This is a genomic window from Brevundimonas sp. MYb52 (assembly GCF_002979535.1).
Classification (GTDB): domain Bacteria; phylum Pseudomonadota; class Alphaproteobacteria; order Caulobacterales; family Caulobacteraceae; genus Brevundimonas.
Genome location: NZ_PCPB01000001.1, coordinates 548,570 through 570,879, shown reverse-complemented (window position 1 = coordinate 570,879; position 22,310 = coordinate 548,570). Strand labels below are relative to the sequence as shown.

Annotated in this window: 23 protein-coding genes and 1 pseudogene; 11 read left to right on the top strand and 13 right to left on the bottom strand. The window is 68.1% G+C overall.

All coding sequences use genetic code 11. The features are described from left to right. Window positions 1-5: 5 nt before the first annotated feature. Both CQ039_RS02785 and CQ039_RS02780 read left to right on the top strand, forming a co-directional pair. Window positions 6-1,547 (top strand): iron ABC transporter permease, encoded by a 1,542-nt coding sequence (locus tag CQ039_RS02785; RefSeq protein WP_105562220.1) that lies wholly within the window; start codon window positions 6-8, stop codon window positions 1,545-1,547. Beyond that, window positions 1,544-2,566 carry an ABC transporter ATP-binding protein gene (locus CQ039_RS02780; RefSeq protein ID WP_105562221.1) on the top strand — a complete coding sequence of 341 codons (1,023 nt, stop codon included), beginning with the start codon at window positions 1,544-1,546 and terminating at the stop codon, window positions 2,564-2,566. The genes CQ039_RS02785 and CQ039_RS02780 overlap by 4 nt, the downstream gene beginning before the upstream one ends. A gap of 96 nt (window positions 2,567-2,662) precedes the next feature. Here CQ039_RS02780 and CQ039_RS02775 read toward each other — a convergent pair whose 3' ends face one another. Next, window positions 2,663-3,541, bottom strand: coding sequence for a LysR family transcriptional regulator (locus tag CQ039_RS02775; RefSeq protein ID WP_105562222.1), 879 nt, complete (start codon window positions 3,539-3,541; stop codon window positions 2,663-2,665). A gap of 77 nt (window positions 3,542-3,618) precedes the next feature. Between CQ039_RS02775 and CQ039_RS02770 the strand changes: the two genes are divergently transcribed. Both CQ039_RS02770 and CQ039_RS02765 read left to right on the top strand, forming a co-directional pair. Further along, on the top strand, window positions 3,619-4,251 hold the full coding sequence (locus CQ039_RS02770; protein ID WP_105562223.1) for a LysE family transporter: 633 nt from the start codon (window positions 3,619-3,621) through the stop codon (window positions 4,249-4,251). A 7-nt stretch (window positions 4,252-4,258) separates the two neighbouring features. Beyond that, window positions 4,259-5,047 (top strand): TSUP family transporter, encoded by a 789-nt coding sequence (locus CQ039_RS02765; protein ID WP_105562224.1) that lies wholly within the window; start codon window positions 4,259-4,261, stop codon window positions 5,045-5,047. A gap of 205 nt (window positions 5,048-5,252) precedes the next feature. On the opposite strand, the gene CQ039_RS02760 is transcribed toward CQ039_RS02765, so the two are convergent. From CQ039_RS02760 to CQ039_RS02745, 4 genes are read right to left on the bottom strand one after another with little or no spacing between them, the layout of a single operon-like run. Further along, the gene (locus CQ039_RS02760) at window positions 5,253-5,552 is read right to left on the bottom strand and encodes a hypothetical protein (RefSeq protein WP_105562225.1); all 300 of its coding nucleotides are present in this window, start codon (window positions 5,550-5,552) and stop codon (window positions 5,253-5,255) included. Next, window positions 5,549-8,095 (bottom strand): cbb3-type cytochrome c oxidase subunit I, encoded by a 2,547-nt coding sequence (locus CQ039_RS02755; protein ID WP_105562226.1) that lies wholly within the window; start codon window positions 8,093-8,095, stop codon window positions 5,549-5,551. Before CQ039_RS02755 ends, CQ039_RS02760 begins: the two co-directional genes overlap by 4 nt. Continuing rightward, window positions 8,092-9,042: a cytochrome c oxidase subunit II gene (coxB, locus tag CQ039_RS02750; RefSeq protein WP_105562227.1), complete on the bottom strand. Its 951-nt coding sequence runs from the start codon at window positions 9,040-9,042 to the stop codon at window positions 8,092-8,094. Before coxB ends, CQ039_RS02755 begins: the two co-directional genes overlap by 4 nt. After that, entirely contained in the window at window positions 9,032-9,412 is a 381-nt protein-coding gene (locus CQ039_RS02745) for a cytochrome c family protein (protein WP_105562228.1), read from the bottom strand. The genes coxB and CQ039_RS02745 overlap by 11 nt, the downstream gene beginning before the upstream one ends. Before the next feature lie 224 nt (window positions 9,413-9,636). Between CQ039_RS02745 and CQ039_RS16950 the strand changes: the two are divergent. Further along, a pseudogene (locus CQ039_RS16950) lies at window positions 9,637-10,110 on the top strand (cytochrome c); the annotation flags it as partial. On the opposite strand, the gene CQ039_RS16770 reads toward CQ039_RS16950, so the two are convergent. From CQ039_RS16770 to CQ039_RS02720, 4 genes are all read right to left on the bottom strand, one after another. Next, window positions 10,100-10,834, bottom strand: coding sequence for a cytochrome b (locus CQ039_RS16770; RefSeq protein ID WP_105562230.1), 735 nt, complete (start codon window positions 10,832-10,834; stop codon window positions 10,100-10,102). The pseudogene CQ039_RS16950 and the gene CQ039_RS16770 sit on opposite strands and share 11 nt — an antisense overlap. Then, window positions 10,831-11,550, bottom strand: a complete 720-nt coding sequence (locus CQ039_RS02730; protein WP_199183600.1) for a cytochrome c oxidase assembly protein — start codon at window positions 11,548-11,550, stop codon at window positions 10,831-10,833. Before CQ039_RS02730 ends, CQ039_RS16770 begins: the two co-directional genes overlap by 4 nt. A 67-nt stretch (window positions 11,551-11,617) precedes the next feature. Beyond that, window positions 11,618-12,925 carry a sorbosone dehydrogenase family protein gene (locus CQ039_RS02725; protein ID WP_105562232.1) on the bottom strand — a complete coding sequence of 436 codons (1,308 nt, stop codon included), beginning with the start codon at window positions 12,923-12,925 and terminating at the stop codon, window positions 11,618-11,620. After that, window positions 12,925-13,347 carry a DUF2231 domain-containing protein gene (locus CQ039_RS02720; protein WP_105562233.1) on the bottom strand — a complete coding sequence of 141 codons (423 nt, stop codon included), beginning with the start codon at window positions 13,345-13,347 and terminating at the stop codon, window positions 12,925-12,927. Before CQ039_RS02720 ends, CQ039_RS02725 begins: the two co-directional genes overlap by 1 nt. A gap of 266 nt (window positions 13,348-13,613) precedes the next feature. Between CQ039_RS02720 and CQ039_RS02715 the strand changes: the two genes are divergently transcribed. The 4 genes from CQ039_RS02715 (at window position 13,614) to map (ending at window position 16,294) form a co-directional block, all read left to right on the top strand. Further along, entirely contained in the window at window positions 13,614-14,393 is a 780-nt protein-coding gene (locus CQ039_RS02715; protein WP_199183593.1) for a hypothetical protein, read from the top strand. Continuing rightward, on the top strand, window positions 14,377-15,192 hold the full coding sequence (locus tag CQ039_RS02710) for a metallophosphoesterase (protein ID WP_199183592.1): 816 nt from the start codon (window positions 14,377-14,379) through the stop codon (window positions 15,190-15,192). The genes CQ039_RS02715 and CQ039_RS02710 overlap by 17 nt, the downstream gene beginning before the upstream one ends. 98 nt (window positions 15,193-15,290) lie before the next feature. Next, window positions 15,291-15,527: a ParD-like family protein gene (locus CQ039_RS02705; RefSeq protein WP_105562234.1), complete on the top strand. Its 237-nt coding sequence runs from the start codon at window positions 15,291-15,293 to the stop codon at window positions 15,525-15,527. Next, window positions 15,524-16,294, top strand: a complete 771-nt coding sequence (map, locus tag CQ039_RS02700; RefSeq protein WP_105562235.1) for a type I methionyl aminopeptidase — start codon at window positions 15,524-15,526, stop codon at window positions 16,292-16,294. The genes CQ039_RS02705 and map overlap by 4 nt, the downstream gene beginning before the upstream one ends. Window positions 16,295-16,312: 18 nt before the next feature. Here map and CQ039_RS02695 read toward each other — a convergent pair whose 3' ends face one another. After that, window positions 16,313-17,206 (bottom strand): SDR family oxidoreductase, encoded by an 894-nt coding sequence (locus CQ039_RS02695; RefSeq protein ID WP_105562236.1) that lies wholly within the window; start codon window positions 17,204-17,206, stop codon window positions 16,313-16,315. A gap of 196 nt (window positions 17,207-17,402) precedes the next feature. On the opposite strand from CQ039_RS02695, the gene CQ039_RS02690 reads away from it, so the two are divergent. Together CQ039_RS02690 and CQ039_RS02685 are read left to right on the top strand one after the other, a co-directional pair. Further along, window positions 17,403-18,422, top strand: a complete 1,020-nt coding sequence (locus tag CQ039_RS02690) for a ligase-associated DNA damage response exonuclease (protein WP_105562237.1) — start codon at window positions 17,403-17,405, stop codon at window positions 18,420-18,422. Beyond that, on the top strand, window positions 18,422-20,044 hold the full coding sequence (locus CQ039_RS02685; RefSeq protein WP_105562238.1) for a cisplatin damage response ATP-dependent DNA ligase: 1,623 nt from the start codon (window positions 18,422-18,424) through the stop codon (window positions 20,042-20,044). The genes CQ039_RS02690 and CQ039_RS02685 overlap by 1 nt, the downstream gene beginning before the upstream one ends. Window positions 20,045-20,291: 247 nt before the next feature. Here CQ039_RS02685 and CQ039_RS02675 read toward each other — a convergent pair whose 3' ends face one another. The 3 genes from CQ039_RS02675 to CQ039_RS02665 form a co-directional block, all read right to left on the bottom strand. Continuing rightward, a complete protein-coding gene (locus tag CQ039_RS02675; protein WP_105562386.1) occupies window positions 20,292-20,483 on the bottom strand; it encodes a DUF3008 family protein in 192 nt (63 codons plus the stop codon). A 217-nt stretch (window positions 20,484-20,700) separates the two neighbouring features. Continuing rightward, the gene (locus CQ039_RS02670; RefSeq protein ID WP_105562240.1) at window positions 20,701-20,967 is read right to left on the bottom strand and encodes a SemiSWEET family sugar transporter; all 267 of its coding nucleotides are present in this window, start codon (window positions 20,965-20,967) and stop codon (window positions 20,701-20,703) included. A 73-nt stretch (window positions 20,968-21,040) separates the two neighbouring features. Then, complete coding sequence (locus CQ039_RS02665) at window positions 21,041-22,255, bottom strand: FAD-binding oxidoreductase (protein ID WP_105562241.1); 1,215 nt, start codon at window positions 22,253-22,255, stop codon at window positions 21,041-21,043. Between the last annotated feature and the right edge of the window lie 55 nt (window positions 22,256-22,310).

Below are 22,310 nucleotides of genomic sequence, written 5' to 3'. Positions count from 1 at the left end.
GCCTGATGGCCATCGGCGCGGCCGTGGTCGCCCTGGCGCCTCTGGCCGGCGTGGTCTGGGCCGCGATGCAGCCTGGCATGGCCGACATCGCCGCCAAGGACATCGCGCGCTACGCCGTAACCTCCGGCGTTCTGGCTTTAGGCGTAGCGGCGACGACGGCGGTCGTCGGCTCTGTGGCCGCCTGGCTGACGGCCATGCATCGGTTTCCGGGACGGGACGTCTTCGCCTGGGCCCTGGCCCTGCCTCTGGCGGCGCCCGCCTTCGCCCTGGCCTATGCCTATGCCCAGTTGTTCGACGTGGCGGGGCCGTTGCGGATGTGGATGCGACCGAGCCTGGGCTGGGATCTGCCCATACAGATGCGCTCGGTTCCGGGCGCGATCTTCGTCCTGACCTGCGCCTTCTATCCCTACGTCTTCCTGGCCATGCGCGCCGCCTTCCTGAACCAGTCGGTGCATCCGCTGGAAGCCGCGCGCACCCTGGGCTGTTCGGCCTGGCAGGCCTTCGTCCAGATCGCCCTGCCTTTGGCCCGGCCAGCATTGGCCGCCGGCATGGCCCTCGCCGTCATGGAGACCCTGGCCGACTATGGCGCGGTGCAATTCCTCAGCGTCCAGACCCTGACCACCGGCGTGGTGCGAGCGTGGTCGGTCTATGGTTCTCCGGCCTCGGCCGCGCGCTTCGCCCTGCCCCTGTTGGCGACGGCAGCCGTCCTGCTCTGGCTTGAGCGCTGGGGCCGCAAGGGACGCAGCTTTGAGAGCAGCCACGCCCGCTATCGCCCCTTGCAGTCAGAGGCCCTGACCGGCTGGCGAGCCGTCGCCGCCACAGGCTTCTGCCTGATATTGCTGACCCTGGCCCTCATCCTGCCGGTCGGCTTCCTGCTGATGCGGTCGCTTGAAATCACGCCCGACTGGTCGCGGCTGCTTTCTGCGGGAGGACGCAGCCTGATCATGGGCGGACTGGGAGCCGGAGCTACGGTGATCCTGGCGACGCTTCTGGCGCTGGGCGCGGCGCGCCTGCCGGTCACCGCGCGTATCGCCAGCCTGGGGTACGCCACGCCCGGCGCCGTCATGGCCATCGGCCTTCTGGCCCCGGCCGCCGTGCTGTGGCGACTGTCGCCTGGCGCGACCTCCGGCATAGGCGTCGGCGTGGCCCTGCTCACCTACGCCTATGCCGCGCGTCTGATGGCGGCCGCGCTGGAACCCATTGAGGCCGGCTTCTCCAAGGTCACCCCCGCCATGATCGGGGCCGCCCGCAGCCTCGGCCGCAGCGAGACCGGCGCCGCTCTCGCCATCCAGTTGCCCATCGCGCGCGGCGCCCTGCTGACCGCCGCCCTGATCGTCTTCATCGATGTGCTGAAGGAACTGCCCGCCACCCTGATCCTGCGCCCGTTCGACTTCGACACCCTGGCGGTGCTGGCCTCCAACTACGCCAATGACGAGCGGTTGCCGCAGGCGGGGTGGCCGTCGCTGATGATCATTGTCCTGGCCCTGCCCGGCGTGATCTGGCTGACGCGCAAGATCGCCGCCTCCCGTCCCGGAGCCCCACGATGACCCCCGCCCTGACCTTACGCGGCGCCACGCGGCGTTTCGGTGCCCGCCTCGCCGTCGAGGGCGTCGATCTGGACCTGCACGCCGGTCGCATCACCGCCCTGCTCGGCCCGTCCGGCTGCGGCAAGAGCACGCTGTTGCGGATGATCGCCGGGTTGGAGCCGATGGACGAAGGAACCATCCACGCCGAGGGCCGGCTGTTGTCCGAGCCTGCGCGCTCGACCCCGCCCGAGGCGCGCGGCGTCGGGCTGGTGTTCCAGGACTACGCCCTGTTCCCGCACCTCAACATCGCCGACAACGTCGCCTTCGGGTTGAAGGGCCTGCCCCGCGCCGAGCGCCGCCGCACGGCCCTGGAATGGCTGGACACCGTGCATCTGGCCGACAGGGCCGACGCCTGGCCGCACATGCTGTCGGGCGGAGAGCAGCAGCGCGTGGCCCTGGTGCGCGCCCTGGCCCGGCGGCCGCACACCGTCCTGCTGGACGAGCCCTTCTCCGGCCTGGACCGACATCTGAAGTCCGAGGTGCGCCAGACGCTGATGAGCGCCCTGCGCGCCGCCGACGCCGCCGTCCTGATGGTCACTCACGATGCTGAAGAGGCCCTGCTGATGGCCGACGATCTGGTCTTGATGGACAAGGGCCGCATCTTGCAGATCGGCGCGCCGGACGACGCCTATCTGCACCCCGTTTCGCCCGCCGCCGCGCGGCTGCTGGGAGAAGTCGAACTGCTCCCGGCCGAGGTTCGGGCAGGTGCAGCGACAACAGCCTTCGGCCCCTTGCCTGCACCCGACGCGCCCGACGGCCCCGCCTGGGTGATGATCCGCCCCGGCGACGCCTTCATGGGGACGGAAGGAGCGCCTGCGACCGTCGGCGCCATCGCCTTCGGCGGCCCCTTCACCGAGGTGAAGCTGCTGGCCGGGAGCCAAACCCTGAGGCTCCGGATTGCGGGACCAGCCCCCTCCATCGGCGAAATGGTCCGCGTGACGTTCAACGCCGCCCGCGCGCGCATCTATCCCCGCGCCTGAGCGGCAATCGGCACGGTCCCCCGGCGTCCAGAGCCTCAAGTCGCGAGAGCCTCGGTGGGATTGAGCGGACTACCTGGCTTGAATGCGCCCCCGCCGCTACCGCCCCAAAGGCGCGTTCGCTGAAAACACGTTATCCATGCAGGCATGGACCTGCGCCTCGACCCAGGCGACGAAACCGGCCGCCGCCGAGCCGCCCGGCGCCGCCTGAAGGAGATAGAAGGCGCGCTCGCGGGACAGGGTATCGGGCGACAGCCGGACGAGCGCCCCCGAGACCAGGTCGTCGTAGCAGACGATATCCGGCAGCAAGGCCATGCCCTGCCCTGCTCGCGCCGCCGCCAGCTGAGCGCCGGTCTCGCGAAACTGAATGACGGTTCCGGGTCCCTCGCCAAACCCGGGCCACATCCCCCAGTGACGGCCGATGCGCGGCCGCTCCGCCGTGACGACGCCTTCGCCGCCGTCCCGCGACGGCGCGGAGACAGCGATGAGCCTCTCATCGTGAAGATGACGGGAGCCGACGGGCGGTGCAGCCTTCGGAGCCAGAACAATGGCGACATCGCAGCCTGCCAGGCTGCGGTCTTCGCGGTCGAGTGTTTGCACATTGAGATCGAGCGCACCCGACAGGGCGGTGAAGTCAGGCAGCCGGGCCAGAAGCCAATTGTTCAACACCGACCTGACGCAGCCGATCTTCAGGGCAGCTGGAACGACCTCCCGGACCTGGGCCGTGGCGGCCGCGATACGGTCCAGGGCCGGAGCCACGGCGTCCCGGTAGGTCCTCCCCGCCGCCGTAAGCTCTACACGGCCTACGCCCCGCGCGAACAGCGGCGTGCCCAGTTGATCCTCCAGGCTGCGTACGGCCTGGCTGACGGCGGACTGGGTGAGATTGAGGTCCCTCGCGGCCTGGGTGAAGGATCCGGATTGCGCCGTCACCACAAAGGCCTTCAGCGCGGAGGTCGGCGGCAGGCGCGAGGAAACCATGCCCCATAAGTATCCCTAATACCCCCTATCGTAAACATGCGTTTGCCCAGCGACCGGGCGGATGTCAGTTCCGGCCCATGACCCAGGCCGCCAGCCTCACAGCACTCGGAACCTTCGCCCTCCTATGGTGGGCGCAGGTCGCGGTTCCGGGCCCGAACTTCGTCAGGATCACCAATGCGGCCCTGTCGTCCTCCCGCCGGGCCGCCATGTCGACGGCCGCCGGCGTGGCGTCAGGGAACGCCTTCTGGTGCCTGGTCGCCTTGACCGGAGCCGCTGTCTTTCAACAGCGCCCCGGACTCCGGCTGATGATCACGGCCTGCGGCGCCGCCTACTTCGCCTGGCTCGGCCTGCAGATGCTCTGGCGCGCCCTAACAGCCAGACCGGCGGAAACGGCGCCCGATACGCGCGCGTCAACCCACAGAACCTTCTGGCAGGGCCTGGCCTCAGCCGGCCTGAACCCCCAGGCCCTGGTCTATTTCACCGCCGCCATCATGGGCGGCTTTCAGGATATCAGCCCAAGCCTCGGCATGGCCCTGATCCTCATCGTGCTGGCCGTCACCCTGGCCTGGTACGAGTTGCTCACCCGCCTTCTGGACAGCGCCGCCGCCCGAAACGCCTTCAGACGCCTGAGGCCGCTTCTGGAAGGCGTGTTCGGCGCCCTGCTTCTCGCAGGGGCCGTCAAACTGACCCTCTCCCTTGTGAAAACCTGACCGCCCCATGTTCGAAATCACCCCGAAAATCCTGGCCTTCCTCTTCGCCGCAGCGGTCGCGGCGGGCTTTATCGATGCGATCGCCGGCGGCGGCGGCCTCATCACCATTCCGGCGCTTCTGGCCGCCGGCGTCGCTCCGGTGGCCGCCATCGCCACCAACAAGGTCCAGGGCAGTTTCGGCACGGCGGCCGCGACCTGGACCTTCTGGCGCAAGGGACGGATCGACTTCACCCTCCTCAAGTGGCCCTTGATCGCTGCAGTGGTCGGCGCGGTTCTGGGAGCGATCACCGTGTCCTTCGTCGACACGACCTGGCTGATGGTTCTGCTGCCCGTGCTCCTCATAGGGATCGCGGTCTACTTCCTGGTCGGCCCGAAGGCGAGCGACGAGGATGTCCACGCCCGGCTCACGCCCTTCGCCTTTGGAGCCATCGCAGGCGGGATCGGCTTCTACGACGGCTTCTTCGGCCCGGGCGCCGGATCCTTCTACGCCCTGGCCCTGGTCACCTTGCTGGGCATGGGCCTGACCAGGGCCACGGCTCACACGAAGGCGCTCAACTTCGCGAGCAACTTCATTTCCGTGATTGTGTTCGCCATCGGCGGCCATGTGCTCTGGGCGGTCGGCCTGATTATGGCGATCGGCCAGGTCCTCGGCGGATGGTTGGGCTCTCACGCCGCGATGCGGTTCGGCCCCAGACTCATTCGTCCGCTCCTGGTCGTGATCTGCCTCGGCATGGTGGCCAAGCTGCTGTCCGATCCCGCAAACCCCATCAGACTTTGGATTTCGAACAGCCTCTGACGCTCAACCGGAGCGCAGATGACCACCCGCAGCACAGCGGTCCTTCTCTTCGTCTCTCAGAGGGGCCAGGCTTTCCGAGAGCGCCGACAGGCAGTAGTCGGACCAGGCCTTTTGCGCAGGGCGTCGCGCCGCCGATACGCCCTCTCGGTCCCGTCGCCGGTCACATGCGCCAGGCATTCCTCGATAGTCTCGATAGAGAAGCAGGTCAGAAGGCCAAGGGCGCCGTCTGCCATAGGACGCCGATCCCGGCGACCAGAGCCCCTGTCAGGCCCACGCGCCGCTCCCATGCCTCCTCGCCGGAACCCTCGCGCCTCCCCCTGCCGAGCCAGACCGCCAGGGCGATGACGGCGAGCAGGCAGGCCATGCTGAAGGCCAGTCCTATCCAGCGCGCGCTCCCGGCCTCGCTCGACGACCAGACGTCGGCGGCGCTGGAAATCAGATAGATCCCCACGAAGTGCAGAGCCCAGATCAACAGGCCGCCGGTCATCCTCACCCAGCGCCTCATGTCCCGCCGCCCGGGAAGAGGCGGACCAGGAGGATGACGCCGATCGCCTGGGCTGCGGTGAAGGCGAGGAAGAGGCTGATCAGGTCCACCGTCGAAGGGCGTTCAGACGCTAGGCGGCCGAACAGGCGCCTCAGCATGACATAGAGGCCCATCAAGCCGCCGATGGCCGCGAAGGTCCCGGTCCAGCTGAGCAGGGCGTAGACCGACGCCCCCTGGCTGGAAGCCTCCGGCCGCAATCCAGTCGCCCACCACGCCCTGCCCTCCAGGATCGACGCCGCGATCGCCGCCACGGAGGCGAGCACCAGCAAGCCGGCTGCCGCCGAAACCGACCCGGCGCGCGCCATTCGCACGGTCCGCGGCGCTACGACGGCGCAAAGGCCGGCCACGACGAGCAGGCCGACGGACGCCATGAGCGAGCTGACGGCCGGAGGAGCCTGCCATAGGTCCGGTCGTCGGCTCCACAGGAAGACATAGGAGAATGCCGCCAGCAGGCAGACCATGCCGCCGACGATCAGCACGATCACCATGGCCCACCAGCCGTGACTGGACGGACCGGACACATAGTTGGGCACGCGGATCGACGCCCCGATGTCGGTCGTCTTACGGGCATGAGGCGCATCCAGGAACCAGCACCAGCGCATGATGCAATAGACGGCCAACACGCCGCTGATGACGGCGGCCGCATAGGCCTGGATGGTCAGGATCAGGAAGAAGCCCGCCGTGAAGACCGCCCCGAACACATGCCAGGCCGATGGTCTCGGGATACGCAGCACATATTGCGGCTCGGCGTTCAGCGGGCTGGTGACCAGGGTCTGGCGCTCGCCCCGGGCCGCGCCCGGCAGGAAATAGCGGCCCGCCGCCACGTCCTTGGCCAGCCCCTTCTGTTCCCACAAGGGATAGAGGCTCTTCACCACCGGGATCGACCGCACCGAATAGAAGCCGCTGGGCAGCCACTCCAGGCCAGGGCCGCCGTGGATGTTGCCGGCCTCGCGCGGACCAAAGGGCCGGTAGTTGCGGACCATGTCGACGACCCACAGCAGCACCGCCAGCCCGAACATGAAGGCTCCGAGCGTCGAGACGAGATTGGGAAGGTCCCAGCCCCGGTCCGGCAGATAGGTGTAGACCCGTCGCGGCATGCCCATCAGGCCCGTCAGGTGCATGGGCATGAAGGTGATGTTGTGCCCGGCGAACATCAGCCAGAAGATCCATCGCCCCCATCGCTCGCTCAGCGGCCGGGCGCTGGACATCGGCAGCCAGTAGTAGATGGCCGCGAATAGGGGGAAGACCATCCCGCCGATCAGGACGTAGTGCAGGTGGGCGACGATGAAGTAGCTGTCGTGGGCCTGCCAGTCGAAGGGGACCATGGCCACCATGACGCCAGACAGTCCCCCCATGACGAAGATCACCTGCCCGCCTGTGGCGAAGAGCCCCGGGGTGGAGAAGCGCATCTTCCCCGCCGCCATGGTGGCGATCCAGGCGAAGACCTGGATGCCGGCCGGCACGCTGACGGCCATGGAGGCGGCGCTGAAATAATTGATCGAGATCTGCGGCATGCCGGTGGTGAACATGTGGTGGGCCCACACGCCGAAGCTGATGAAGCCCGTCGCCAGCATGGCCATGACCACCAGGGGGTGTCCGACCAGCGGCGTGCGCGCCATGGCCGGGATGATGGTCGACATGGCCCCCGCGGCCGGCAGGAAGATGATGTAGACCTCCGGGTGGCCGAAAAACCAGAACAGGTGCTGCCACAGCATGGGATCGCCGCCCTTGAGCGGGTCGAAGAAGGGCCAGCCCAAGGCCCTTTCCAGTTCCAGCAGCAGGGTCGCCAGGATGATGGAGGGGAAGGCGATGATGATCATGCAGGCGAAGATCAGCATGGCCCAGGCGAAGATCGGCAGCTTGTCCAGGGTCATGCCCGGCGCCCGCGTCTTCAGGACCCCGACGATGATCTCGATGGCGCCGGCGATGGCCGAGATCTCGATGAAGCCGATGCCCAGCAGCCAGAAGTCGGCGTTGATCCCCGGCGAATAGGTGGTGCTGGTCAGCGGCGGATACATGAACCAGCCCCCGTCCGGGGCCAGGCCGAAGAAGAGGGAGCAGAAGAAGGCCAGGCCGCCGATCAGATAGGCCCAGAAGGCGTAGGCTCCCAGGCGCGGAAACGGCAGGTCACGCGCGCCGAGCATCTGCGGCAGCAACAGGACGCCCAGAGCCTCGACCGCCGGCACGGCGAACAGGAACATCATCACCGTGCCGTGCATGGTGAAGATCTGGTTGTAGGTCTCCTGGGCCAGGAAGCCAGTCAACGGCAGGGCCAGCTGGGTCCGCATCAGCAGGGCCAGCACCCCCGCCAGCACGAAGAAGAGCATGGCGGCGCCGACATAGTAGACGCCGACGATGTTGTTGTTGGTCGCCGTGATCCATTCCCAGGGCGACCGCGGCCCGCACCAGGCCTGCTCCAGCTGCTCCAGCTCGCCCTCGGGTCTGGGCTCCGTGGTCGGAAAACGATCGTACTTGTCGACGTCGAAGCCCGTTTCCGACGTCATTTCAGGCTTTCCATATAGGCGGAGACGTCGCGCAGTTCCTGCCCCGTCAACACGGAATAGGCGGGCATGCGGTTGCCGGGCTTGATGCCCTGGCTGTCAGAGATCCAACCCGCCATCGTGCCCTGGTTGTTCGGCAGGATGCCGGCGCCCAGGGTCTGGCGTGAACCGACATGGGTCAGGTCTGGCCCGGCCAGACCATTGGCCTCGGTGCCCCGGATGGTGTGGCAGGCGCCGCAGCCGGAAGCGCTGAACACCTCCGCGCCAGGCAGGGAGGAAGGTCCCGCAGGCCTCTTCTGTTTCTCGCGCCAGGCGGCGAAAGCCTTTGGCTCATGCGCCACCACCACCAGTCCCATCAGGGCGTGGGGCCCGCCGCAGTATTCGGCGCACTGTCCCGCGTAGACGCCCGGCGCATCGGCCTGGAGGCGCATGAAGTTGCGACGGCCGGGGATCATGTCGGTCTTTCCGCCCAGGCGCGGGATCCAGACGCTGTGGATGACGTCGGCGCTTTCCAGTTCCAGCACGACCGGGCGCCCGGCGGGTATGTGGACCTCATTGGCGTCCTGCAGGATCTCGCGGCCCTCGCCGTCGAGATAGGCGACCCGCCACCACCACATCTCGCCCGTGACGCGCACCCGCATCTCGCCGGCGCGAGGCGCATCCGACAGCCGCGCGGTGACGCTGAGCCCGTACAGCAGCAGGCCGCTCAGGACGATGACGGGAAAGACCAGTCCGCCGATCCACACCAGCCTCTCGCTCGCCACCCGCCGCTTCCATGACCGCGGCCCGAACAGGGCGAGGCCCAGCGCAACCAGCACCACGGCCGGCACGACCGCCCCCATGACGAACAGGACCCAGGCCACCGTTGTGACCGGCCCGGCGAAGGGGCCGGCCGGGTCTAGCACGGGCGGCGGCCAGCCGCTCAGCATGGCGGGCGTCTCAATCGTCATCGAGGGTATAGAGATAGGCCGCCACGTCGCGGGCTTCGGGTTCGGTCAAGGGCATGGCCGGCATTCCAAGGTCGGGCAGCAAGGAGGGGGCGTCGCGGACAAACCGGACCATGACATCGGGCTGGTTGGGGAGCCGGCCCGCAATCAAGGGACGCGCCCCCACGCCCGCCAGAGAGCCTCCAGTCCGTCCCCTGGGCCAGGACAGGCCGGGAATGACATGACAGGCGGCGCAACCGGAGCGCTCGACGAGCTTCAGGCCTTCGGCCGGATCGGCCTGGGCCAGGGACCGCGGCGCATCCGCCTTGTCGGCGCAGGCCGCAAGGCCGCTGAACAGACCCGCCGCCAGCATCAACGCGCCTATGGTCCGCATCGTCCGTACATGATCGCATCGCACCCCTTCCCAGCTTCACCAGAACCAATCCGCCGGGAGGCCGGGGGTTCCGCGCCGGAACCGGCGCCATATACCGGTGTTGGAACAGGGTGCGCGCCCCTCCTCCCCTCCTCTTGCCCCCTCTGCTTGCCCTGGTCCTGTCGCTCGCCGCCTGCGACGCCACGCCGGGGGTGACGGACCGGGCCTTCTCCGCATCCGGCGAAATGATCGCCATGAGCGGCGGCCCCGGCGGGGCGGGCGCCGCCTGCTTCACCTGCCACGGGCTGGATGGCCAGGGCGACCGGGATGCGACGCCGCGCCTGGCCGGGCTGGATCAGGGCTATCTGCAAAAGCAGATGGAGGACTATGCCGGCGGTCGGCGTCCCGACGACGTCATGACGCGCATCGCCCGGGGTCTGGACCAGGACAGCCGTCGCGCCGTCGCAGCCTGGTACGCCGGTCTGCCCGCGGACGACAAGGCGCGGCCTGCGCCCGCCGCCTCCCCCCCGCCCATCTGGATCACCGGAGACGCGGGCCGCGGGATCACCGCCTGCTCCGCCTGCCACGGCGCCGCAGGCCAGGGCGCGGGCGAAGGCCAGCCGGCCGTCGCCGGCCAGCCCGCCGCCTATACCCTGGAGCAGATCGATCGCTGGAAATCGGGCCGGCGCCGCAACGACCCGCGCGGCGTCATGGCCGCCGCCGTCCAGGGGCTGACGGACGAAGAAGCCCGCGCCATAGCCCGTTGGCTGTCCGGCCTACCTGCTTCTCCAGGGCCCGCCAGCGCCTCTGCCAGCGCGTCCGCTTCGGTCGCCGCTGCGGCACGACCGGCAGCATCGCGTGAAACACGTCGTCCCGATCGATCAGATGGTGCTTGAGGGCGGCCCCGGCGTGGATCGGGATCATCAGCAACAGGGCGGCCACCATGGCCCAGTGCATCCACTCGGCGGCGGCTTCGATCGCCCAAAGCTGGGTGTTGGACAGGTTTTGCAACGGCAGCAGGGGCCAGGGCACGACGCCCGCCGCCATCAAGGGGGTGTCTCGCGCCGTGGCCGAGATCATCGCCCACCCCGACAGGGGCAGGCCGAACAGGCAGATGTAGAAGACATAGTGGGTGAAATGGGCGGCGACGCTCTCCCACCCCGGCTTGTCGGCGTCATTGATCAGATTGGGCGCCATCAGCCGCCAGGACAGCCGCCCCATGACCAGACAAAGCATCAGGACCCCCACCGCGAAATGCACCTCATAGGCCGCGACCTTGGTCCCGCCGACCGACAGCCGGCCCATCCACCAGCCCCAGCCCAGTTGGAAGACGACCAGACCCGCCATGCTCCAGTGGAAAAGGATGGCGACAGGGGAATAGCGGCCTTCGTCATGATGGCCGGCCGCCCACTCCAGCGCCTGCGCGATCAGCCGGTCGATCATGCCGGGCGCGCCGTCTCGCGCCTCTGGAACAGGCCGGCGACCCGCCACAGGGCGACCAGAAGATAGGCCGCAGCCGCCGGCGCCCACATGATCAGGCCCGCCGCCTGCTGATCCTCCAGCGGCGTCATGCCCCAGGCCAGGGTCGAGGCGAAATGCGGCGCGTAGAGCGGCTCTCCGGCAAAGACGATCAGGGCCCCCAGCAGCCCCATCAGCAGCATGGCCGCCAATAGCCCCGCGACAGCGGCGGGCACGTTAGAGGCCCGCACGGCCGCCCAGAACCAGACCGCGCTGCCGAGGATCGTCACCTGCATGAGCCAGTAGACGGCGTCGCTCGACAGGGCCGCCGCATAGAGATCGGGCGCATGCCAGGCCCAGAAAACCATGGCCTGAACCGCCGTCGCCAATGCCAGACGCGGCGCCTTCAGGCGCGGAAGGCTCAGAACCAGCAAGGGGGCCGCGGCGAACAGGAGCAGGAGGTGATGCAGGGTGCGCGCCGTGAATAGGGCTGAACTCAGGGCGCACAGGGGCGATATGAAGGCGATGGCCAGAACGCCAGCCGCTCCCAGCAGAGCCGGGGACCTCGATCGCCCGCGCAAGGTCGACGCCCCGACCGCAGCGAGCAGAATGAGGCCCGCGAGGACGAGCGGATCGCCGTTCCAGCGCCCGAGCACTTCGCTCGGATCGGGCGCGGGCCCGCAATAGGGCGTCCAGGGCATGAGCGTCATAGGCCGCTAACGGGTCGGAACCGCGACAGTTCAATCATATGTGGCGAACCTCTCGCTCTCAGCGCGAGGGGGCGATCCGCCACACCGTGTTGGACAGATCGTCCGCGACCAGGAGGATCCTCTTGGTCGGATCAAAGGCCACGCCGACAGGGCGGCCGCGCGCCTCGCCGTCCTTGAGGAAGCCGGTGACGAAATCGACGGGCCGACCGACCGGACGGCCGCCGTTGTAGGCCACCCAGGCGACCTTGTAGCCAGAGGGGTCTTCCCGGTTCCAACTGCCGTGCATGCCGATGAAGGCGCCGTCGCCGAACGCCCCCCCGAAGCCCCCGACGCGCGCGAAATCCAGACCGAGCGCGGCGACATGAGATCCCAGGGCGTAGTCAGGCTTGAGGGCTGTTGCGACCATGTCCGGGTTCTGCGGCCTCACACGCGGATCGATATTCTGGCCCCAGTAGCTGTAGGGCCAGCCATAGAAGGCGCCGTCGCGCACCTGTGTCAGATAGTCGGGCACAAGTTGCGGCCCCAGTTCGTCGCGCTCGTTGACCACGGACCACAGGAGACCGGTCGTGGGCTCGATCGCCAGGGCGGTCGGATTGCGGATGCCGGTGGCGATCGTACGACGCGCTCCGGTTGCGCGGTCGATTTCCCAGACTACCGCCCGCTCCTCTTCCACCGCCATCCCCCGTTCCCCGATATTGGAGTTGGAGCCTATGCCGACATAGAGCTTGCTCCCGTCCGCACTAAGGGCGAGGGACTTGGTCCAGTGGTGGTTGATGCGGGACGGCAGGGCCGTCACGCGCTCGGCCGGCGTCGCGATACCCGTTTGCCCGGGCTGGAAGGCGAAACGGCTCAGGGCGCCCTGTTCGGCGACATAGAGATAGCCGTCCACATAGGCCAGCCCATAGGGCGCATCCAGATTCTCGACCAGGACAGCGCGCAGTTCGGGGACGCCGTCGTTGTCCGCATCACGCAGCAGGGTGATGCGGTCGCCCCCTTTGATCTTGGTGTTGCCCTGCTTCTTGATGAAGCCGGCGATCACGTCCTTGGGACGCAGGCGCGGCGCATGACCGCCGCGCCCCTCGGCGACCAGGACGTCTCCGTTCGGCAGGATCAGCATCTGACGCGGAATCTTCAGATCGGTGGCGAAGGCGCTGACGGTGAAGCCCTGCGGTACGGTCGGCGTCTCGCCGTTCCAGCCGGCGGGCGGGCTGATCTTCATCGCCGGGACCAGGGTCTCGTTGATCCTGGGCAGGTCTGGGGCGGCGCCGGTCTGGTTCAGCTTCGGATCGCTGGGGTTTCCGCAGGCGGCCAGGGCGAGCGCCATGGCGATCGTTGCGACGCCGGCGGCGAGCAGGGTCTTTTTCATCAGAGGGTCTCCCGCGCGGAATAGGCGATCCAGCCGGCGAAGAGGACGAGCAGAGTGCAAAGAATGGACAGGCTCAGGCCAAAGGCGCCGACCGAGCTCCAGGCGTCCTGGCTGTGCTTGAAGGCGTTCACCAGCCCCAGCACCCAGGCCAGGGCGAGTGCGACCAGATGGATCAGGGGCCGGCGCGATCCATGGCGGCGGGCGCCAAGAGCGAAATCGACGATGGAGAAGACGCCGGCGACGCCGCCGAACACCAGGGCGCCAGTGATCAGCCAGGCCGAGAAGTTCGTCCACTGGACCTCAGCGGTCTTCAGATAGGCGATGTCCGTGAACAGGGCGAAGGTGAACAGGCTGATCGGAAACGCCAGCAGCAGGCGATGCAGCGGTCGAACCCATCCGCGCGATAGTCCATGGATGCTCATGCCAGCCTCTCCTTAATGCCTAGCTTAGGCTAACTGCCTGGCCGTGAGATGGTTCACAGGTCTTCCACCCTTGCAGCCTCAGTTCGATCGGTCGGCCCCGCCCCGACCGACGCTACGCCAGGCTGAGGCCGCCTTTGCAGCGATGGGGGAAGCGCGTTCGCCGCTGGGCCCGGATCGACCTGTTCAACTCCGTTCCCAGCGGGGCGCGGCGGAACCCAAGCCTTCATGGCTCCGTTCCCCTGCCCTGTTCAGGAACCCACGCCCACATGTCCGACATGGTCGCTGATCCCGCCTTTGAACCGCCGCCCGAGGCGATGGCCTTCTACGAGGAAAGCCTGAGGTTGCTGAAGGAATCCGGCGTGCCCTTCCTGCTTTCGGGCACCTATGCGGTCACGGCCTATACCGGCATCAGGCGACCGACCAAGGATCTGGACGTCTTCTGCAAGCCCGGCGACTACCCTCGCATTCTCGCCTACTTCCAGTCCCGCGGCTACCGGACGGATGTCGAGGACGAGCGCTGGATCGCCAAGGTGTGGAAGGACGACAAACACTTCTTCGACGTCATCTTCGCCATGTCGAACGGGACCATCGCGGTGTCGGACAGCTGGTTTGGCGAGAACCGGATCACGGTCTACGGCCACGAGGTGACCATCACCCCGCCGACCGCCCTGATCCTGTCCAAGGTCTTCATCCAGGATCGGTATCGCTATGACGGGGCGGACGTGAACCACGTCATTCTCAAGCAGTCCGACGCCATCGACTGGAAGTCCATGCTGGATCAGATGGACCTCTACTGGGAGGTCCTGATGGCCCACCTGCTCAACTTCCGCTTCGCCTATCCCACGGAGCGCGGGCGCGTCCCGGCCTGGCTCATGACCGAACTTCTGCAGCGGCTGGAAGCCCAGGTCGACCTGCCGGCCCCGCGCGTCAGGGTGTGCCGCGGCCGCCTGTTCAGCCCGCGCGACTATATCGCCGACATCACCGAATGGGGCTTCGGCGACGTTGTGGGCAAGGGCCTGGAGGAACGCCATGACCCCGTCTACTGAGCGCGCCACGCCGGACGCCCCGACGCCGGACGCCCAGACATCGGACGCCCAGACGCCGCAGCCTGGCATGGAAGCCGGTCCCGGCAAGAAGCTGCGCATCGCCGCCGTCGGCGACCTGCACGTCGGCGAAACCTCCCAGCGCGCCTACCGCGACCTGTTCGATCACGTCCATGAAGAGGCCGACGTCCTGTGCCTGTGCGGGGACCTGGTCAATTTCGGCAAGACGGCGGAGGTCGAGAACCTCCTGGAAGACTTGCGCGCCTGCCGCATCCCCATGGTCGGCGTCCTGGGCAATCATGAGCACGAATGCGGTCAGCCCCAGGAGGTGACGCGCCTGATGTCGGAGGCCGGCGTCCGGATGTTGACCGGAGAGTCCTACGAAATCGAGGGGGTTGGTTTCGCGGGCGGCAAGGGCTTCGTCGGCGGGTTCGGCCGCTACATGCTCAGCCCCTTCGGCGAGGCCTCGATCAAGCACTTCGTCCAAGAGGCGGTCGAGGACGCCAATCTGATCGAAAACTCCATCCGCTCCCTGCGCACCGAGCGCAGCGTCGTCCTGCTGCACTATGCGCCTGTGGTGGACACCGTGGTCGGCGAGCCGCCCGAAATCCACCCCTTCCTCGGCTCGTCGCGCCTGGGCGAGGTGGTCGACCGCTACGACAACGTCAAGCTGGTGGTCCACGGCCATGCCCACCGCGGCGCCCCGGAAGGCCGCACGGCGCGCGGCGTGCCGGTTTACAACGTCGCCCTGCCCGTCCTGCGCACCCTCGGCGACAAGCCCTACCGCGTGTTCGAAGTCTGAAGCGGCCGAGGCCCCGCCGGCGGATCACCGCACGCGGTTGCCCTTCAAGACAGACAAATATATGCTTCATATACGAAACATATATTCAGGACCCGCCCATGGGCATCGTCAATATCGAAGACGAACTGCACGAGCAGTTGCGCCGGGCCAGCAAGGCCTCCTGTCGCTCCATCAACGCCCAGGCCGCCTTCTGGATCAGGATCGGCATGCTGGGCGAGCTGAACCCTGGCCTGTCCTTTCAGGAACTGGCCGCGCGTGAGTTGAAGGCCGCCGGCGTCGGCGCCGACATGACCGCCTCTGGCCTCACGCCCTCTGGCCTAACGGCCGCCGCATGACCAAGACCCCAGCCGAAATCGAACTGATGGCCGAAGCGGGCCGGCTGCTCGCCTCGGTCTTCACCCATCTGGACGGCCTGGAACTGGCGGGCATGAGCACCCTGCAGATCGATAGTCTGGTCGAGACCTTCATCGTCGATGACCTGAAGGCCCGCCCCGCCAGCAAGGGCCAGTACGGCTACGGCTTCGTGCTCAACAGTTCACGCAACCAGGTCGTCTGCCACGGCGTGCCGTCCGCCGACGAGATCCTGTGCGACGGCGACATCGTCAATCTGGATATCACCCTGGAGAAGGACGGCTTCATCGCCGACTCCAGCAAGACCTATCTCCTCGGCGAGGTCGCCCGCCCCGCCCGCCGCCTGGTCCAGACCACCTATGAGGCCATGTGGAAGGGAATCCGCACCGTCCGTCCCGGCGCCACGCTCGGAGACATCGGCCACGCCATCGAACGGCACGCGACGAAGAACGGCTATTCCGTCGTGCGAGACTACTGCGGCCACGGCATAGGCCGTGAGATGCACGAAGCGCCCCAGGTCCTGCATTTCGGCAAGCCCGGAAGCGGCATGAAGCTGCGCGAAGGCATGGTCTTCACCATCGAGCCCATGCTCAACCAGGGCCGCCGGACCGTGGAGACCCTGGACGACGGCTGGACCGTCGTCACCACCGACGGCAAGCTTTCCGCCCAGTTCGAACACACCGTCGCCGTCACCCGCGACGGCGTCCGTGTCCTGACCCTTCGACCGGATGAAGCGCGGCAGGCCGCCTGAAGCCAGGCGGGCTGTTGATCAGCTGATCCCGGCCCCGCCGGTCACGCCCCAGACCTCGCCGGTGACGAAGCTGGCTTCCTGGGAGGCCAGCAGGACATAGACCGGAGCGATCTCCACCGGCTGCCCCGGCCGGCCGAAGGCGCTGTGGCCCCCGAACTGCTCGACCTTGTCCTGGGGTTGACCGCCGCTGGGTTGAAGCACGGTCCAGAAGGGCCCCGGCGCGACGGCGTTCACCCGCACGCCCTTTTCGATCATCTGCTTGGCCAGGGCCTTGGTGTAGGCGACGATCCCCGCCTTGGTCGTGGCGTAGTCCAGAAGGATGTCCGAGGGCTCATAGGCCTGGATCGAGGCGGTGGTGATGATGGATGCCCCTGGCGGCAGATGGGGTTCGGCGGCCTTGCAGAGCCAGTGAAGCGCGTAGAGGTTGGTCTTCAGCGTCGTGTCGAAGTCGTCGGTCGAGACCTCCGACACCGCCTTGCGGAACTGCTGGTGGCCGGCGTTGACGACCAGGATGTCGAGGCCGCCGAACGCCTCGACCACGCGGGCCGTCATGGTCGTATTCCACGCTTCATCCCTGACGTCGCCGGCCAGGGCCAGAGCCTTCACCCCGGCCTTCTCGATCAGGGCGACCACCTCTGCGGCGTCAGCCTCCTCCGACGGCAGATAGCCGATGGCGACGTCAGCGCCTTCTCGCGCAAAAGCGATGGCGGTCGCCCGGCCGATGCCGGAATCTCCGCCCGTGATCAGGGCCCGGCGCCCTTTCAGACGACCATGCCCGACATAGCTGTCCTCGCCATGGTCGGGCCGCGGGCTCATCCGGCCCGCAAGGCCGGGTTCGGCCTGAGGCTGACGGGGAAAGGGCGGTCGGGGATACTGGTTGCGCGGATCCTGCATGGCGAGGCGATCGGACATGGGTCTTCCTCGTTGTGGCGCCTGTCCCGGCCAGGGGCGGCGCAGGGGACGCCGATCTAATGTCCTCGTCCCTCGCGACGTTCCACCCGGCCGCCGACCGGACCCTCGCAACGCTGACGAGCCCGCAGCGTTCTCCCTTGCCGTCCTCGGCGCCGCCCCGAGGCGACGGCCTTCACCAGGAGACGCCCGAAAGCGCATGCCCTCGCCCAGTCAAGGTCTCGCCTCTGTCCTCCAGCCCACTCCCGCCGGCCTGTGGTGTCCGGGAGGCGACTTCTACATCGACCCGCCGCGCCCGGTGGACCGGGCCGTCATCACCCATGGTCACGCGGATCACGCCCGCGCGGGACATGGCGCCGTCCTGGCCACGGTCGAGACCCTGGCCATCATGGGCGAGCGCTATGGCGCGGACTTCGCCGGGCGGACCCAGGCCCTCTCCTATGGCGAGCGGCTCAAGGTCGGCGGCGTAGAGGTCTCCCTGGCGCCGGCCGGACATGTTCTCGGCTCGGCCCAGGCCACCGTCCGCCAGGGCGGCCTGACCATCACCGCCTCGGGCGACTACAAGCGCCGGCGCGATCCCACCTGCGCCGCCTTCGAGCCCGTGCCGAGCGACGTCTTCATCACCGAGGCGACGTTCGGCCTGCCGGTCTTTCGCCATCCGCCGGACACGCAGGAGATCGGCCGGCTGCTGCGCTCGGTCCAGCAGTTCCCCGAGCGCGCCCACCTGGTCGGCGCCTATGCCCTAGGCAAGGCGCAGCGAGTGATCCGGCTGCTGCGCGAGGCGGGCTATGACGAGACCATCTATGTCCACGGCGCTCTGGAACGGCTGAACCGGCTCTATGAGCATTTCGGCGTCGATCTGGGACCGCTGGCCCCGGCCACGGGATCAAAAGCCGACTTCACCGGGCGCATCGTCATCGCTCCGCCCTCCGCCGTCGCCGACCGCTGGAGCCGACGTTTCCCCGATCCGGTCACCGCCTTCGCCTCGGGTTGGATGAGCGTCCGGGCGCGGGTGCGCCAGCGCGGCGTCGAGCTGCCGCTGATCCTCTCCGACCACGCCGACTGGGACGAGTTGACCTCCACCCTGACCGAGCTGTCGCCCCAGGAAATCTGGATCACCCACGGCCGCGACGACGCCCTGCGCCGCTGGGCTGAACTGCAGGGGCTGAAGGCGCGCGCCCTGCATCTGGTCGGCTATGAAGACGAGGACGACGACTGATGCGCGCCTTCGCCGCCCTGCTGGACCGGCTGTCCTTCACGGCCTCGCGCAACGCCAAGCTCCGGCTGATCCGCGACCACCTGGCCGACGCCCCCGATCCCGACAGGGGCTGGGCCCTGGCCGCCCTGACCGGCGCCCTCTCCTTCACCGCCGCCAAGCCGGCCGTCATCCGTCAGGTCGTCGAGGGGCGGGTCGACCCCGAACTCTTCCGCCTGTCCTATGACTATGTCGGCGACCTGGCGGAGACCGTCGCCCTGATCTGGCCGGCCCGTCACGGCGCCAACCGCGAACCGGAACTGTCCGAGGTGATCGACGCGCTGAACGCCGCCAAACGCGGCGAGGTTCAGGGCCTGCTGGAAGCCTGGCTGGACGCCCTGGACGCCGACGGGCGCTGGGCCCTGCTGAAGCTGGTGACCGGGGGTTTGCGCGTCGGCGTCTCGGCGCGACTGGCCTGGCAGGCGGCGGCGGACTTCGGCGGGGTCGAGGTCGCCGACATACAGGAGGTCTGGCACGCCCAGACCCCGCCCTATGCCGACCTTATGGCCTGGCTGGACGGCAGGACCGGGCGCCCCTCGGCCATGGCGCACGGCCGCTTTCGCCCGGTCATGCTGGCGCAACCGATCGACGAAGCCGTCGACCTGCCCAGGCTGGACCCCGGCGAATACGCCGCGGAATGGAAGTGGGACGGCATCCGCGTCCAGGCGGTCAGCGAAGGGGGCGTCAAACGCCTCTACAGCCGCACCGGCGAGGACGTATCCGGAGCCTTTCCCGATGTCGTGGCCGCCCTGGCCTATGAGGGGGTCATCGACGGCGAGCTCCTGGTGCTGCGCGACGGTCGGGTCGCTCCTTTCGGGGACCTGCAGCAAAGGTTGAACCGCAAGACGGCCGACGCCAGGCTGATGATCAGCCACCCGGCGGGCGTGCGCGCCTATGATCTTCTGGCCGCCGACGGGGAAGACCTGCGCGCCCTGCCCTTCGCCGAGCGCCGCAAGCGCCTGGAAGGCTTCGTCGGCGAAATCGGCTCAGACCGCATCGACCTGTCGCCCCTCGTGCCCTTCCGGACCTGGGAAGACCTGGCGGCCCGTCGCGCCGAACCGCCGCCGGGCGATTCCCAGTCGGCGGAGGGGCTGATGCTGAAACGGCTCGACAGCCTCTACGAGGCCGGCCGCCCCAGAGGGCCCTGGTTCAAGTGGAAGCGCGATCCGCATCTGATCGACGCCGTCCTGATGTACGCCCAGCGCGGTCACGGCAAGCGCTCCAGCTTCTACTCCGACTACACCTTCGGCGTCTGGACCGAGGACGCCGACGGCGTCCATGTCCTCACGCCCGTCGGCAAGGCCTATTTCGGCTTCACCGACGAAGAGCTGAAACAGCTCGACAGGTTCGTGCGTGAGAACACGGTCGAGCGTTTCGGCCCCGTCCGCTCCGTCACGGCGACGCGCGAGTTCGGCCTGGTGCTCGAGGTCGCCTTCGAGGGCCTGCAAAGGTCCAAACGCCACAAGTCCGGCGTGGCCATGAGATTTCCCCGCATCAGCCGCATCCGCTGGGACAAGCCGGCCAGGGAGGCGGACGAGCTGCCTACCCTCGAAGCCATGCTCGATGCGCCCTCGCCCGCCCCCTGACTTCGGCTAGCGGCTGTCCTTGTGTCGGGGATTGGGCTCGCCCGAGCCCGGATCCGTCCGGGTTTCGGTCGATAGGCCTGAGGCTTTGGAGCCCCTGGGTTCGGTCGCCGGCCGCGGAGGCTGTCCGGCCCGGTCCGGCGGGCGCAGATTTTCATTCTCGGCCTCGCGGCCGGTGCGTTCGGCCGGTTTGTCCCGCTGCGTCATCAGGCGTCTCCCAGGTGTGCGAAGAAGACAAGGGAACCCGGCGTCACGCCGACTTGCCCGTGTGCTCCGGCTTGCCCTTGCGCGGGGTTGAAGCCATCTCCTCCAACTCCTTGCGGGTCATGCTTTCCTCCATGGACTTCGAGGCGCCCCGAAGCTTGCTCTTCGGCGCATCGCCCCGTTTTGCGGCCAAGGCGGCCCCTGCCGCCTTCTGCTGGGCTGCGGATTTGGCGGGCATGTCGAAATCTCCCTGAAATCGGACCATCGCCGGATCGAGCGAAAGGCCGGTCAGACGCCTTCTTTCAACCCGCCCCCGAAACCCGGGTTCCTCTGGGACTGCGCTGACGCGAGACCCCGATAGCGCCATGGCCGCCTAAGGACCGAAGAGTCCTGTACCGGACAGAAGGCCGCGAGCCGCCTCGCGACCTCGATCGATCCGGTGCGTTTGGCCGTCCCTAGCCTTTTCGTTCAAAGCGCCACTTCATCAGCAAGACGCCGCTGGCCATGACAAGGGCGCAGCCGTTGGCGAGGGTCACGGGCCATGCCTCGGTCAGCAGGCCGTAGCATACCCATAGAATGAAGCAGCTCACGGTCAGGGCGTAGGTCTTGAGCGAGACGCTGGAGGCGTCGCGCTCCTTCCAGATCTTATACATCTGGGGCGCGAAACTGCTGACAGAGCACAGGGCGGCGGCGACGCCGACCACATCGGCCGTGGAGATCATAGGTCAGTTCCGAACTCGACCGGTCCGGCCGCAGTGAGTCAGCCTAACGCCGTGGACGCCCGCGGGCTCCTCGTCAGGGACGATAGAGGTCCGCGTCCGGGTCAGTCTCGCCCCTCACCCAGGCCGCCACGACCTGGCTGGCGATCACCGAGGAGGTGATGCCATTGCCCCCGAAGCCCATGACGCTCCAGGCGTGGGCCATTCCCGGTACAGGCGCGATATGGGGCAGGCCCGTCGCGCTCTCGCCGAAGGCCCCGGCCCATGCGTAGTCGACCTCGAGCGCGACCTCGGGAAGCAGGTGCTTCAGCTTGGCCAGGATGCGCGCCGTCTTGCGCTCCAGAAGCGCCCGGCTGGCATGGGCGGTGGGCGAATCCTCATCCTCGCCGCCGACGATCAATCGCCCGTCGTTGCTCGTGCGCATGTAGAGATAGGGGTCTGATCCTTCCCAGACGAGGGTGTCTCGCAGCCAGGCTGGACCGGCAAAGCCGGGCGTTGACGCAAGCGCCCAGGTCGAGACCACCCTGGAGTCCGGCGCCGTCACGCCCTTGGGGCGTTCGTAACCGCAACAGAAGACCACCGCTGAAGCCCGTACAGCGAACCCGGTGCTGGTCAGCAAGGTCACCCCGTCCGGGTCCGACACGGCCTCGATCACATCGACCGGCGAGAAGAGGCTTGCGCCGCGAGACTGGGCGCGCCGCAGAAGGCCCGCCGTCAGTTGAGCGGGGTCGGCGCTGGCCGATCCGCCGCTGAGAATGGCGCCGGTTCGGTCGATCCCGAACCGATCACGAACCTGACCCGCCCCAAGGAAGCGGCTCTCCAGGCCGGCGTCGGCCCTCGCTGCGGCCTCGCTTTCGAGGGCTCTGCGGCCATAGGCGTCGCCCGCAAGATAGAGGGCGTCGCGATCCCGGTAGCCGCAACGGATACCCTCCTGGACGATGATCTGTTTCAGGTCATCGACCGCGCGCCGCGAGCGCAGATAGGCCCGCTGCGCCTTCGGCCGGCCTATGCGCTTCGCGAGCGCCTCCAGTGGAAGATCGATCTCCCATTGCAACAGGGCGGTCGAGGCGGTGGTTGATCCCATCATGGGCGCCCTGCGATCAAGGACGGCCAGGGTGTGGTCGCGCGACAGCTCGTGCGCCATCAGGGCGCCGCTGATCCCGGCTCCGACGACGGCGACATCAACCGAAACGGCCTGCTTGAGAGGGCGAACCGGCGCCCCTGTAAAAGGGCTGTCGGCCCAGAGAGATCGCCCGCTTCTCAGGTCGCGCTTCTGCGTCAGCCTCGCCATTCAACCCCCGACACGCACAGCCTGCGCCTCCGCTTCAGGGAACGCGCGCTCCTGT